Genomic DNA, 13,045 nt, shown 5'->3' with positions numbered 1-13,045 from the left:
CCCCAGGTTCTATGCCCGGGCGAGGTCTCCCACCGTGTCGCCGCGCACGGGCGAACCCACCATACCCGGCACGGCGCCCGCCGGATCGTGGCCAAGTTCGATGACATTGTTGTCGGCGTCGACGTGCACGACGCGCGGGACATAGACGCGCGCCTCCGCGTCGTCCAACTGCCCGTACGAGATCAGGATGACCAGGTCGCCCGGGTGGACCAGGTGGGCGGCGGCGCCGTTGATCCCGATGACGCCCGAGCCGCGCGGGCCCGCGATCACGTAGGTCTCCAGCCGCGCGCCGTTGGTCACGTCGACGATCGCGACCTGCTCGCCGGCCAGCAGGTCGGCGGCGTCCATGAGGTCCTCGTCGACGGTCACCGAGCCCACGTAGTGCAGGTTGGCCTGGGTGACCGTGGCGCGGTGGATCTTGGATTTGAGCATCGTGCGGATCACGGAAGCTGTACCTCTACGTTGTCGATGAGCCGGGTCGCGCCGACCCAGGCGGCCGTGAGCAGCCGGGCCGGGCCGTGCGCCGGGGCGGGCCCGAGCAGCGGATCGGTGAGCACGAGATAGTCGAGCTTGACCTCGGGCGTCTCGGCGAAGACGGCGAGGCCGGCGGCCACGGCGTCGGCGCCCTCGGCGGCGGCGGAAGCGCCCGCCCGCAGCGCCCGCGAGAGGGTCAGCGCCGCCGAGCGCTCGGCCGGAGCGAGGTACCGGTTGCGGCTGGACAGCGCCAGCCCGTCCGCCTCCCGCACGGTCGGCACGCCCCGCACGTCGATCGGCAGGTCGAAGTCGCGGGCCATCGCCCGGATCAGCCCGAGCTGCTGGTAGTCCTTCTCGCCGAAGTAGGCGACGTCGGGCCGGGTCAGCTGGAACAGCTTGTTGACCACGGTCAGCACGCCGTGGAAGAAGCCGGGCCGGCTGGCGCCCTCGTACAGCTCGCCGGCCGGGCCGGGGTTCACCCGCACCACGGGCTCGCCGTGCGGGTACATGACCTCGCGCGGCGGCGTGAAGGCCACGTCGACCCCGATCGATCGCGCCAGCGCAAGATCGGCGTCCATGGTCCGGGGGTAGCGATCGAAGTCCTCGTTGGGGCCGAACTGCAGCGGGTTGACAAAGATCGTCAACAGCACCGTGTCGGCCTCGGCCCGCGCCGTCCGCAGCAGCGCCGCGTGCCCCTCGTGCAGCGCGCCCATGGTCATCACGACGGCGACGGTGCCGGACGACGAGGCGCGGGCCGCGGCGAGCTCGGGGCGCGTGCCGACGACCCTCATGCGGCACGCTCCGACGCGCGCGAATGGCTGCCGAGCACGTCGAGCAGCGGCTCGGCGTCGATCGGGCGCAGCCGGCCGGCGGCGATGACCCGGTCGGCGGTGCGCCGGGCAAGCGCCAGGTAGGGCGGGACGGAGCTCGGCGCCACCGACTCCAGCGCGTGGAGGTGTTTCTCGACGGTACCGGCGTCGCCGCGGGACACCGGGCCGGTGATGGCCGCGTCGCCGAGGCGGAGCGTGTTGTCGAGCGCCGCGCCCAGCAGCGGGGCGAGCACCTGCTCGGGGCGGTGCACGCCGGCGTCGCGCAGCCGGTCCATCGCCTCGTTCACCAGCGTGACGAGGTGGTTCGCGCCGTGTGCGAGCGCCGCGTGGTACAGCGGGCGCCGCTCCTCGGCGATCCACTCGACGACGCCGCCCAGGTCCGCGACCAGGGCCGCCGCCGTCTCGCGCAGGTGGTCGGGGGCGGTGACGCCGAACGAGATGCCGGGCAGCCGGGCCAGGTCGGCCTCGGTGCCGGTGAACGTCATGGCCGGGTGCAGGGCGAGCGGCTCGGCGCCGACGCCGGTGACCGGGGCGAGCACGGCCAGGCCGTGGGCGCCGGAGGTGTGGGCGACGATCTGCCCGCGGCGCAGCGCGCCGGTCTCGACCAGGCCCTTGACCAGGCCCGGGAGCGCGTCGTCGGGCACCGCGAGCAGAACGAGGTCCGCAGCGGCGGCGACCTTGTCGGCGGGGAGCAGCGAAGCGCCCGGCAGGAGGAGCTCGGCACGGGACTTGGAGGCGGCGGATACACCCACCGCGGCGATCACCTTGTGCCCGGATCGAGCGAACGCGGCGCCGAGCACCGCCCCTACCCGTCCAGCACCGATGATGCCGATGTTTTGCCTGCTCATCTGATAGATCCAGTCCTCGAAGTGGGGTACCGGTCGATCAAAAGTATGCGCCGCAGCGGGCAAAGCGGACAGACGTTGTGGGATTGTCAACAACGTGTTTCGAACGCTTTACCCGCCGCCGCGGCAGGTCTTACAAGCGGTGGTGCAGGTACTCCCGGATGAGCGCCTTGGCCTCGCCGAGCACCAGCGCGTCGCCCTCCGGCGAGCGGCGGAACGCCAGCTTGATCAGCCCGTCGGCGGCCTCGACGGCGATCGCCAGCACGAACTGCAGCCGCTCCGCGTCGACGATCGAGAACCGGGCGACGAGCAGGTCGGACAGCTGCCCGACGATGACGTCGTTGTTGTCGCGCTCGTCGTCGAGCAGGTGGATGTCGACCACGTCGCCGAAGTGCAGCGTCCGGAAGCCCGGCACGGTGCGGTGCATGTCGATGTACTCGTCGATCGCCGCGTCGACGGCGTCCCACCAGTTGGTGATGCCCTCGTCGGCGAGCCGCGCGCCGAGGCGCTCGAGATACCGCTCCAGGCTGCGCAGCGTCAGTGCCTGCACGATCGCCCGCTTGTCGGGGAAGAACTGGTAGACCGAGCCGATCGCCACCCCCGCCCGTTCCGCCAGCAACGTGGTGGTCAGGCCGTCGTAGCCGACCTCGTCGACGAGTTCGGCGCAGGCGTCGAGCATCCGCCCGACCCGCGCCACGCTGCGCCCCTGCACCGGCACCCGGCGCAGCGGCTTCGTCCCGGCGCCGGCCACTGTCTGCGTCGCCACCCGGATGTCCCCCCTCTATCTCGTGCTTTGAAACCTACTCACGTCAACGACCGGGGACGAACGCCGGATAGCCCGTTTCACCCGAGTGACTGACCGACACATGGATGGGTGATTGACTGGGGGTATACGTGAAGGGTACTCATCTTTTGTGACGTCACCGTGGAGCAACTGGGCCGGCAACGAGACCGCGCGCGCCGCCCGGGTCGCGCACCCCGCCACCCCGGCCGAGCTGGGCGAAGTACTGCGCGCCGCGGCCAACGACGGCCTGCGCGTGAAGGCGGTGGGCAGCGGGCACTCGTTCACCCCCACGGCCGCCACCGGCGGCGTCCGGATCGAGCTCGATCGGATGGCCTCGCTCATCACGATCGAGGACAACCTCGTCACGGTCGGCGCGGGCATGCCGCTCAAGGTACTCAATGCGACGCTGGCCGCCCATGGTCTGGCGATGCCGAACCTGGGCGACATCGACGCCCAGACCATCTCCGGCGCGCTGTCGACCGGCACGCACGGTACCGGCGCCGCCTATGGCTGCCTCTCCACCTTCATCGAGGCGTTGGAGCTGGTCACCGCCGACGGCACCGTGCTGCGCTGCTCGGCGGCCGAGCAGCCCGACCTCTTCAACGCGGCCCGGGTCAACATCGGCGCGCTCGGCGTGCTCACCGCGGTGACGCTGCGTTGCGTGCCGGCCTTCGTGCTGCAGGCGGACGAGCGGCCGGCCACGCTCGCCGACGTCTGGTCGGGCCTGTCGTCCCACGTCGCCGAGAACGACCACTTCGAGTTCTACTGGTTCCCCTACACCGACCGCGTCCAGATGAAGCGGAACAACATCGTCGCGGCCTCGGACCGGCCGCTGGCCGGCTGGCGGCGCTGGCTGGACGACGACTTCCTGTCCAACACGGTGTTCGGCGGCGCCTGCCGGCTCGGCCGGACGTTTCCCGCGACGGTACCGACGGTGAGCCGGATCTCGGCCCGGGCGCTCTCGGCCCGCACGTACACGGCGCCGTCCCACGACGTCTTCTGCACCCCGCGCCGGGTCCGGTTCGTGGAGATGGAGTACGGAATGCCCCGCGAGGCGCTCCGTGAGGCATTCGACGGACTGCGCGGCATCGTCGACGGCCTGCCGTTCCGCATCCAATTCCCGGTCGAGGTCCGCTTCACGGCCGCCGACGACATCTGGCTGTCGCACGGTTACGGCCGCGACAACGCCTACGTCGCCATCCACCAGTACGTGGGCGCCCCCTACGAGGAGTACTTCCGCCGCTTCGAGGCGCTGCTCACCCCGCTGGGCGGCCGCCCGCACTGGGGCAAGATGAACTACCGCGACGCCGAGTCGTTCGCGCCGGCCTACCCGCGCTTCGGCGACTTCCTCGCGATGCGCGACAAGCTGGACCCCGGCCGGCTGTTCGCCAATGCCTACACCGACCGGGTCCTCGGCCGCTAACGGTCAGGTCGCGGTCAGGTCGCGGTCAGACCGGGGTCAGACCGGGGCGACGCCCGGCGCCGGCTCGGTGGACCGCAGCACCGGAGCGACGGACTCGGGCTCGCGGGGCGCGGGGATCACCGCCGTGAGCGGCGCGGCCGCAACAACCGGCTCCTCCGCGGCAGCGACAGGCGCGGCGACGACGGGCGGCTTGCGGAAGCGGCGCGGCGTCCAGTTCTTGGCCCGCATCGCCTGCTTCTCCACCAGGTGCCACGAGCACGCGGCCACGAGGCCGACCGTCGCCACCGAGGTGAGCAGGTAGAACGTCCAGCCCAGCTTCGGCACGCCGACGATCGCCAGCGCCTGCTGGATCGGGAATGCGTAGATGTAGACGCCGTAGGAGTAGTCGTTGCGGCGCCCGATGCGCTTGAGCACCTTCGGCAGCCGCACGCCGGCCCACAGCAGCAGGTAGACCCAGGCGATGATGGCCGGCCCGAACAGCGGCAGGGAGAAATAGACCGACGCGACGACCAGCACCAGCGACGTCCACCCGAGCCAGTCGTTGAGCGGGATCACCGACCGGTACAGGTCCGCGATCATGCCCAGCACGAACGCCAGCGCGAACACGAACAGGAAGTACAGCGTGAACCAGCCGAGGACCGGCAGCTTGATCGCGTGCAGGTCGGCGAGCGGGCCCGGCACCACCGGCTCGTGGAACGTGTCCCACACGATCACCCCGGACATCGCGACACCGAGCAGGACCACCATCCACCGCGCCCGGCGCAGCAGGGTGGTCACGGCCAGCGCGAGCACGAGGATGTAGCAGGTCAGCTCCGACTTGAGCGTCCACAGCGAGCCGTTGATCGCGTTCGGGTAGGGCGCCTCGCGGGTCACCCCGGACACGTCACCCTGGAGCTGGTCGGTCCAGATGTTGTTGAGGACGTAGTCCAGCGGGCCGCGCGGGTGGTGCAGGAAGCCGCTCAGCGTGTCGCGCTGGTACCAGTACAGCAGCGGGGCCAGCACGAACGCCGTCGCCATCAGGCAGACCCAGTAGCCCGGGAAGATCCGCAGCACCCGGTGCCAGACGTACCGCAGCGGGTGGCTGCGCCGGCCGCTGCGCGCGATGAGGAACCCGGACAGCGCGAAGAAGCCGGTGACCGCCACGCCGCCGGTGTCGATCGGCATCGGCACCGGGTCGTCGGCCAGGCCCCAGCCGATCACGCCGGCGTGCCCGACCATGACCAGCAGCGCGAAGCACAGCCGCATGAAGTTGAAGGCGTTGTCGCGCCCCGAGTACGCCTCTTCCAGCGTCCTGCCGCGCGCCATCCACTGACCCCTTGCTCCCGCGGCCCGCGACGGGCCGGCCCTGCGTATGGCCGGATGGCAAGGACCGCAGAAAAACGCGCGGCACGGGTTTAGGGATGGGGGCCCCGGGTAGCAAACGCGTTTCTGACCGGCGGTCCGGCACCGGAGCCAACACCATACTCAAGCCGGTCCGGTCAACGCCATGCCTGCGAACCCGACAGTGCCGGGCATATCGGAGCAATGCGGGCGGCGGTCCAAGATTTTCGCCGCCCGCTGCGGCGTGGCTACTCGGCCGGAGGGCTCGCCTTCTTGGCGGCGGCCTTGCGCGGGGCGGCCTTCTTGGCCGGCGTCGCCTTCTTCGCGGCCGTGGTCTTCTTCGCGGCGGTCGCCTTCTTGGCTGGGGCGGCCCCGTCGGCCGCGGCCTTCTTCGCGGGGCGGGCCTTCTTCGGGGCCGGGCCCTTGGCCCGCTTCTCGGCCAGCATCTCGCTCGCCTCGTCGAGGGTCAGCGCTTCCACCGTCTGGTTGCGGCGCAGCGAGGCGTTGAACTCGCCGTCCGTCACGTACGGCCCGAACCGCCCGTCCTTGATGACCAGCGGCTTCTCGGTCGCCGGGTCGGGGCCCATCTCGCGCAGCGGCGGCTTGGCGACCGCGCGGCCGCGGGTCTTCGGGGCCGCCAGCAGCGCGAGCGCCTCCTCCAGCGTGATCGTGAACAGCTGGTCCTCGCTCGCGATCGAGCGGGTGTCGGTGCCGCGCTTGATGTACGGGCCGTAGCGGCCGGGCGAGGCCAGGATGTCCTCGCCGCTCTCGTCCTTGCCGACCAGGCGGGGCAGGGTGAGCAGCTTGAGTGCCTCGGCGAGGGTCAGGTGCTCGGCCGACTGGGTCGACAGCAGCGAGGCGTTCTTCTCGCCGGTCGACACGTACGGCCCGTAGCGGCCCGACTTGAGCACGACCGGCTCGCCGGTCTCCGGGTGCTCGCCGAGCTTGCGCTCCCCGCCGGTGCCGCCGACGAACAGCTCGGCGACCTTCTCCGGGGTCAGCTCGTCGGGCGCGATGCCGTCGGGCACCGGAGCGCGGTCGCCCTCCTCGCCCTCGGGCGCGTCGGGGATCGTGCGCTGCAGGTAGGGGCCGTAGCGGCCGACCCGCACGACCACGTCGCGGTTGGCCTCGTCACGGAAAAGCGGGATCGAGTTGATCCCGCGCGCGTCGATCTCGCCCAGCCGCTCGGTGACCATGCGCTTCAGACCGCCCTGGCGGGCCACCGACCCCTCGTCGCCGGTGTCGCCACCGAAGTAGAAGGGGCGCAGGAAGTCCACGGCGCTCTCGTCGCCGGCCGCGATCTCGTCGAGGACGTTCTCCATCGACGCGGTGAAGTCGTAGTCGACCAGCCGCGGGAAGTGCTTCTCCAGCAGCCCCACGACGGCGAACGCGAGGAACGAGGGGATCAGCGCCTGGCCGCGCTTGAAGACATACCCCCGGTCCTGGATCGTCTGCATGATCGACGCGTAGGTCGAGGGGCGCCCGATGCCGAGCTCCTCCATCGCCTTGACCAGCGACGCCTCGGTGTAGCGGGCGGGCGGCTGGGTGGTGTGGCCGGTCGGGGTCAGGCCGCGCTCGGTCAGCGGCTGGCCCTTGACCAGCACCGGCAGGCGCCGCTCGGCGTCCTCGGCCTCGGCGGTCTCGTCGTCGGACGACTCGACGTACGCCCGCAGGAAGCCGGGGTCGGTGATCGTCTTGCCGGTCGCGCCGAAGTCCACCGACTCCTGGTTGGGGGTCGTGGCGTTGATCCGCACGGACGTGCTGTTCCCGACGGCGTCCGTCATCTGCGACGCGATCGTGCGCTGCCAGATCAGCTCGTAGAGCCGCAGCTCCTCCGCGGAGAGCTCCTTCGCCACGTCGCCGGGCGTGCGGAAGGAGTCGCCGGCGGGGCGGATCGCCTCGTGCGCCTCCTGGGCGTTCTTGACCTTCCCGGTGTACCGCCGGGGCTGCGGCGGCACCGCGGACGGCCCGTAGAGGTCGTGGATCTGCTGCCGGGCCGCCGCGATGGCCGCCTCCGACAGGTTGACCGAGTCCGTACGCATGTACGTGATGTAGCCGTTCTCGTACAGGCGCTGCGCCACCCGCATCGTCTGCGCGCTGGACAGGCGCAGCTTGCGGGCCGACTCCTGCTGCAGGGTCGAGGTGATGAACGGCGGGTAGGGCTTGCGACGGTACGGCTTCTCCTCGACCCGGGTGACCGTGAACGGCCGGCCCACCAGGCGGGCGGCCAGGCCCCGGGCACCCTGCTCGTCGAGGTGGATCACGCCCGCGCCCGGCTTGACCTTGCCGGTCTCCGGGTCGAAGTCGCGGCCGGTGGCGACCCGGTCGCCGTCGATCGCGATCAGCGTGGCGTTGAACGTGCGCTCGTCGTTGTCGGGCTGCAGGCGGGCCAGGATGTCCCAGTAGTCGGCGGCGCGGAACTTCATCCGCTGCCGCTCGCGCTCCACGACGATGCGGGTCGCGACCGACTGGACCCGGCCGGCCGACAGGCCGCGCTGGACCTTCTTCCACAGCACGGTCGAGACGTCGTACCCGTACAGCCGGTCGAGGATGCGCCGGGCCTCCTGGGCGTCGACCAGCGCGCGGTTGATGTCACGCGGGTTGGCGACGGCGGCCTGGATCGCCGGGCGGGTGATCTCGTGGAAGACCATCCGCTTGACCGGGACCTTCGGCTTCAGCGTCTCGTACAGGTGCCACGCGATGGCCTCGCCCTCGCGGTCCTCATCGGTGGCGAGGTAGACCTCGCTCGCCTCCTTGAGGAGCGCTTTCAGGCGGGTGATCTGCTTCCGCCGGTCGGCCGAGATGATATAGACCGGGGTGAAATCGTTGTCGACGTCGACACCCAGGTAGGCCCACGGCTTGCTCTTGAGGTCGTCCGGCATGTCCTTCTTGCCCACGGGCAGGTCGCGGACATGCCCGAAGCTGGCCTCCACGACGTAATTCGGGCCCAGGTAGCCCGAAATCGTCTTGGCCTTGGCCGGCGACTCCACGATCACCAGCCGCTTCGTGTTGGCGGAGTTCGGCACAGTTCTCCCCGGTGCGGACGACAGACGTCAAACGTAACGCGTCCCTTCGCGCCAAGTTGCGCAAAGGGACACTCGGCGGGCCGGCTCGCGACACGCCGATCGGCGCCACGGTACACCCATGCACAACCGCTACCTGCCCGATCTTGCGAACGTGTCGCATCGGTTGCCGTGTTTGTCACGGTTTGTGAGGGCGGCGGCGCGTCCATTTCCGGCAGTTCACGCCGCGCGGGCTAATCCTCCGTTAGTTGCGCCACCCTACCGGCCGACCTACCGCGGCCACACCTCGGGCGGCGCCTCGGCGGGCGATTCACCCACGAACTCGGCCAGCCGGTTGATCCGCCGCAGTCCCACGATGCGGTACGCGGGGCCGCCCTCGTCGGGCGCGATGAACACGGCCGGCAGCCCGATGGCGACCAGCGCCTCGCCGACGGCGATCCAGTTGTCGGCCAGGGTGCGGTCTATGGTGATTTCACCGCTTTGGGGCGATTCAGCCGCCGGCTTCGGCGCCGGTTCGGGCGGGGGCGGCGGGGTGTCCAGGGCGACGGTCGGCAGGTCGGCGATGCCGGAGTCGGGCCACTCGTCGGCGCCGGGGTCACTGAAGGGCTCGACCTCGGCGTACGGGTCGGGGCCGTCGTAGGCGTCGAAGTCGGCGAACTCGTCGGGCCCGGGATCGAAGGCCGACACCTTGCTGTCCGGCTTCTTGCGCCGTTTGTTCGGTTTCGCGTCGGCTCGGGCCTGCATGATCTCGCGCCGGTCGACCGGCGGCGTGTGGCCATTATGCCCGTTTATCGGCGGTTCTTCGGGTTCGTGGACCACTTCCGGCTCGCCGGCCACCGCCGCAGCCTCATCGACGACCTCGGCCTCGGCTTCGGCCCCGACCTCGGCTTCGACCTCGGCCTCCGGCTCGGGCGGGCGGGGCTTCGGCGCGAGCCGGAGCAGGTAGGCGCGCTGCCCGTCGTACCCGCCGGCGGCGGCCACCCACAGCCGCAGCCGCCGGCCGTCCAGCGCCAGGTCCCCGGGGGCGCGCTGCACGCCGTCGTCGTCGAGCCAGCGGGCGGCCAGCGGGGCGAGGGCGGCCGAGTACGCGGTCCGGACCACGAAGCGGTCCTCCTCAACGGCCGGCTCGCAGGTCAGCACCAGGCCGCGCAGCTCACACTCGGCCCGCAGCACCGCACAGCGCCAGGCGTCCTCCACCACGGTCGTCACCCGGCCGGTGCCGCCCATGCGGCCGACCTGACCGGCGCCCAGCAGCAGGCCCTCGAGGTCGTGCGGCGCCGGCGGGCGCGCCTCGACCCCGAACAGCGAGAGCTGCCGGGCGGCGACGGACCGGGTCATCGACACTCGGGCACCTCGTCGAATGCCTTCTGGAGATCCGCCGGGCCGACGTGGGACGGGTTGATCGCGCTCTGCTCGTACTCCTCCTTGAGCGTGGCGAACGCCGACGTCACCGACGCGTAGAACGCCTTCGAGTCGTTCGTCGGCAGCCCGGAGACGGTGCGCTTGGCGTTGCCGTAGGCGTCGCGCGCCTTCGACAGCGAGGCGGTGAACTGGGCCGCGACCTTGTCGCCGTCCTTGACGTCGGGGATGCCGGCGCCGTCGACGCCGACACGCGCCTTCTCGCTCGCCGTCTCGGCGCCGGCCAGCAGGTCGACGATGTTCGTCTTGGTCTGCGCCGCCGTCCTGGCCGCCTGCAGCTGCTGCTGGGCCTTGGTGGTCAGGTCGTTGATCTCGGCGCGCCAGGGGGCCAGCGCCGCGCAGACCGACTGCGCCCACCGCTTCGGGGCCACGTCACCGGCGCCGTCGGCGGAGCACCCCGCGGTACACGCGAGGGCGACAACGACGACGAGAACACGACGGAGACGCATGGGTTGCAGCGTAGAACCGATCGTGTGTTCGAGAAAACACGACGCCCCGACCGGATGCGATCCGGCCGGGGCGCTTTCGTGCCGTGGGTCAGGCGGTGACCCGCTCCGAAGCCGACTCCTCCTGGGAGGCGCCGTTGTCGTCGCCGGCGTCGACCGCCACCGGCTTGCGCTTGCTCATGATGACCGCGGCGGCGATGACGCCGACCGCGACGATGGCGGCGATGTACCGGACCGCGGGGTTGCCGTCGCCGACCGTGTAGAGCACGACGGCCGGGGCGATCAGCAGCGCCACCAGGTTCATCACCTTGAGGAGCGGGTTGATGGCCGGGCCGGCGGTGTCCTTGAACGGGTCGCCGACGGTGTCGCCGATGACGGTCGCGGCGTGCGCGGGCGAGCCCTTGCCGCCGTGGGTGCCGTCCTCGACCAGCTTCTTCGCGTTGTCCCACGCCCCACCGGAGTTGGACAGGAACACCGCCATGAGCGTGCCCGTGCCGATCGCGCCGGCGAGGTACGCGGCCAGCGGGCCGACGCCGAGGCCGAAGCCGACGGCGATCGGCGCCATGACCGCGAGCAGGCCGGGCGTGATCAGCTCGCGCTGTGCGTCACGGGTGCAGATGTCGACGACCTTGCCGTACTCCGGGCGCTGCGAGCCGTCCATGATGCCCGGGAACTCGCGGAACTGGCGGCGGACCTCGAACACGACCGCGCCCGCCGACCGGGCCACGGCGTTGATCGCCAGGCCGGAGAACAGGAACACGACGGCCGCGCCGATGAGCAGACCCACCAGGTTGCGCGGGTTGGCCACGTTGAGCAGGGAATCGGTCGACAGCTTCGACCCGGCCTCGGTGAGCGCCCGCTGCATGGTGTCGGTGTACGACCCGAACAGCGCGGTCGCCGCGAGGACGGCCGTCGCGATCGCGATGCCCTTGGTGATCGCCTTGGTGGTGTTGCCGACCGCGTCGAGCTCGGTCAGCGTGCGGGCGCCGCGCTCGTCGATGTCGCCGGACATCTCGGCGATGCCCTGCGCGTTGTCGCTGATCGGGCCGAACGTGTCCATCGCGACGATGACGCCGACGGTGGTCAGCAGGCCGGTGCCGGCCATGGCGACCGCGAACAGCGACAGGGTGATCGAACCGCCACCGAGCAGGAAGGCGCCGAACACGCCCGCGCCGATGACGATGGCCGAGTAGACGGCCGACTCGAAGCCGACGCTGACGCCGGCGAGGACGACCGTCGCCGGGCCGGTCAGGGCGCTCTTGCCGATGTCCTTGACCGGGCGGCGCTCGGTCTCGGTGAAGTACCCGGTGAGCGCCTGGATGATCGCGGCCAGGGCGATGCCGATGACCACGGCGATGATGGCGGTGACGTGCGGGCCGAACGGCGGGGTGTCGCCGTCGGCGAGGTTCAGCGTGGCGCGCCACTCGCTGCCGAGCAGCTTCGCCCAGTCGGCCGGCAGGTAGAACAGCGCGGCGGCGCTGACCAGGACGGCCGAGATGATGGCGGAGAGGTAGAACGCCCGGTTGATCGCGACGAGACCGTTGCGGTCGGAGGGGCGCAAGCGGGTGAGCGCCACCCCGAGGATCGCCACCAGGACACCGATCGTCGAGACGATCAGCGGGAAGACCAGGCCGTCGACGCCGAAGGCGGCGCGGCCCAGGATCAGCGCGGCGACGAGGGTGACGGCGTAGGACTCGAAGAGGTCCGCGGCCATGCCGGCGCAGTCACCGACGTTGTCACCGACGTTGTCGGCGATCGTCGCGGCGTTGCGCGGGTCGTCCTCGGGGATGTTCTTCTCGACCTTGCCGACCAGGTCGGCGCCGACGTCCGCGGCCTTGGTGAAGATGCCGCCGCCGACCCGCATGAACATCGCGAGCAGCGCCGCGCCGAAGCCGAAGCCCTCCAGCACGATCGGGGCGTCGCCCTTGAAGATGAGCACGACCAGCGCCGCACCGAACAGGCCGAGGCCGACGGTGAGGAAGCCGACCACGCCACCGGTGCGGAACGCGATCTGCATCGCCTTCTCGCGGCCGCCGTCTTCTCGGGCCGCCGCCGCGACGCGCAGGTTGGCGCGGGTGGCGAGCGCCATGCCGGCGCCGCCGATGAAGGCCGAGAACACCGCGCCGACGATGAAGAACGCCGAGCGGCCGATCTTGATGAGCGTCTCGTTTTCCCCGGCCTCGCTGACCGGGAGCAGGAACAGCAGCACCACGGCGATGACGACGAAGATGCCGAGGGTCTTGAACTGGCGGACGAGGTACGCGGTCGCGCCCTCCTGCACCGCCCCGGCGATCTCCTGCATTTTCGGGGTGCCCCGACCGGTCGCGAGCACCGCCCTGACCAGCGTCGCGGCGAACCCGAGCGCCACGAAGGCGATGACGAGCGCGACGACGATGTAGGTCAGGTTGCTCCCGGTAAGGGAAATCTCGCCGTTAGCGGCGAGCAATCCGGACATTCGTTGTCCTCCTGTACCGACACATG

The 13,045-nt window shown here is 71.1% G+C and carries 10 protein-coding genes; 1 reads left to right on the top strand and 9 read right to left on the bottom strand.

Annotated elements, in window-relative coordinates:
* Nucleotides 1–9: 9 nt before the first annotated feature.
* The 4 genes from panD to IEZ31_RS22795 form a co-directional block, all read right to left on the bottom strand.
* Nucleotides 10–444 carry an aspartate 1-decarboxylase gene (gene panD, locus IEZ31_RS22810; RefSeq protein ID WP_190251971.1) on the bottom strand — a complete coding sequence of 145 codons (435 nt, stop codon included), beginning with the start codon at nucleotides 442–444 and terminating at the stop codon, nucleotides 10–12.
* Nucleotides 441–1,265 (bottom strand): pantoate--beta-alanine ligase, encoded by an 825-nt coding sequence (panC, locus tag IEZ31_RS22805; RefSeq protein WP_190251970.1) that lies wholly within the window; start codon nucleotides 1,263–1,265, stop codon nucleotides 441–443. The genes panD and panC overlap by 4 nt, the downstream gene beginning before the upstream one ends.
* Nucleotides 1,262–2,152, bottom strand: a complete 891-nt coding sequence (locus IEZ31_RS22800; protein ID WP_190251969.1) for a Rossmann-like and DUF2520 domain-containing protein — start codon at nucleotides 2,150–2,152, stop codon at nucleotides 1,262–1,264. The genes panC and IEZ31_RS22800 overlap by 4 nt, the downstream gene beginning before the upstream one ends.
* 130 nt (nucleotides 2,153–2,282) lie before the next feature.
* On the bottom strand, nucleotides 2,283–2,828 hold the full coding sequence (locus IEZ31_RS22795) for a TetR/AcrR family transcriptional regulator (RefSeq protein ID WP_190252052.1): 546 nt from the start codon (nucleotides 2,826–2,828) through the stop codon (nucleotides 2,283–2,285).
* 235 nt (nucleotides 2,829–3,063) lie between these two features.
* Here IEZ31_RS22795 and IEZ31_RS22790 point away from each other — a divergent pair, with 235 nt between their 5' ends.
* Nucleotides 3,064–4,356 carry a D-arabinono-1,4-lactone oxidase gene (locus IEZ31_RS22790; RefSeq protein ID WP_190251968.1) on the top strand — a complete coding sequence of 431 codons (1,293 nt, stop codon included), beginning with the start codon at nucleotides 3,064–3,066 and terminating at the stop codon, nucleotides 4,354–4,356.
* Between the two features lie 36 nt (nucleotides 4,357–4,392).
* Here IEZ31_RS22790 and IEZ31_RS22785 read toward each other — a convergent pair whose 3' ends face one another.
* From IEZ31_RS22785 to IEZ31_RS22765, 5 genes are all read right to left on the bottom strand, one after another.
* The gene (locus IEZ31_RS22785; RefSeq protein WP_190251967.1) at nucleotides 4,393–5,661 is read right to left on the bottom strand and encodes an acyltransferase family protein; all 1,269 of its coding nucleotides are present in this window, start codon (nucleotides 5,659–5,661) and stop codon (nucleotides 4,393–4,395) included.
* Nucleotides 5,662–5,924: 263 nt separating this feature from the next.
* Nucleotides 5,925–8,702: a type I DNA topoisomerase gene (gene topA, locus IEZ31_RS22780; protein ID WP_190251966.1), complete on the bottom strand. Its 2,778-nt coding sequence runs from the start codon at nucleotides 8,700–8,702 to the stop codon at nucleotides 5,925–5,927.
* Between the two features lie 267 nt (nucleotides 8,703–8,969).
* Nucleotides 8,970–10,037, bottom strand: coding sequence for a hypothetical protein (locus IEZ31_RS22775; protein ID WP_190252062.1), 1,068 nt, complete (start codon nucleotides 10,035–10,037; stop codon nucleotides 8,970–8,972).
* The gene (locus tag IEZ31_RS22770) at nucleotides 10,034–10,567 is read right to left on the bottom strand and encodes a hypothetical protein (protein ID WP_229835750.1); all 534 of its coding nucleotides are present in this window, start codon (nucleotides 10,565–10,567) and stop codon (nucleotides 10,034–10,036) included. The genes IEZ31_RS22775 and IEZ31_RS22770 overlap by 4 nt, the downstream gene beginning before the upstream one ends.
* 88 nt (nucleotides 10,568–10,655) lie before the next feature.
* Complete coding sequence (locus IEZ31_RS22765) at nucleotides 10,656–13,019, bottom strand: sodium-translocating pyrophosphatase (protein ID WP_190251965.1); 2,364 nt, start codon at nucleotides 13,017–13,019, stop codon at nucleotides 10,656–10,658.
* Nucleotides 13,020–13,045: the final 26 nt, after the last annotated feature.

Source organism: Dactylosporangium sucinum, assembly GCF_014647515.1.
Taxonomy (GTDB): domain Bacteria; phylum Actinomycetota; class Actinomycetes; order Mycobacteriales; family Micromonosporaceae; genus Dactylosporangium; species Dactylosporangium sucinum.
This window is presented reverse-complemented; position numbering and strand designations above follow the sequence as displayed.

Bases quoted from the DNA above. Each gene is read 5' to 3' on its own strand.
- panC (WP_190251970.1), bottom strand. From the start codon at position 1,265: ATGAGGGTCGTCGGCACGCGCCCCGAGCTCGCCGCGGCCCGCGCCTCG.
- IEZ31_RS22800 (WP_190251969.1), bottom strand. From the start codon at position 2,152: ATGAGCAGGCAAAACATCGGCATCATCGGTGCTGGACGGGTAGGGGCG.
- IEZ31_RS22795 (WP_190252052.1), bottom strand. From the start codon at position 2,828: ATGCTCGACGCCTGCGCCGAACTCGTCGACGAGGTCGGCTACGACGGC.
- IEZ31_RS22785 (WP_190251967.1), bottom strand. From the start codon at position 5,661: ATGGCGCGCGGCAGGACGCTGGAAGAGGCGTACTCGGGGCGCGACAAC.
- IEZ31_RS22775 (WP_190252062.1), bottom strand. From the start codon at position 10,037: ATGACCCGGTCCGTCGCCGCCCGGCAGCTCTCGCTGTTCGGGGTCGAG.
- IEZ31_RS22770 (WP_229835750.1), bottom strand. From the start codon at position 10,567: ATGCGTCTCCGTCGTGTTCTCGTCGTCGTTGTCGCCCTCGCGTGTACC.
- IEZ31_RS22765 (WP_190251965.1), bottom strand. From the start codon at position 13,019: ATGTCCGGATTGCTCGCCGCTAACGGCGAGATTTCCCTTACCGGGAGC.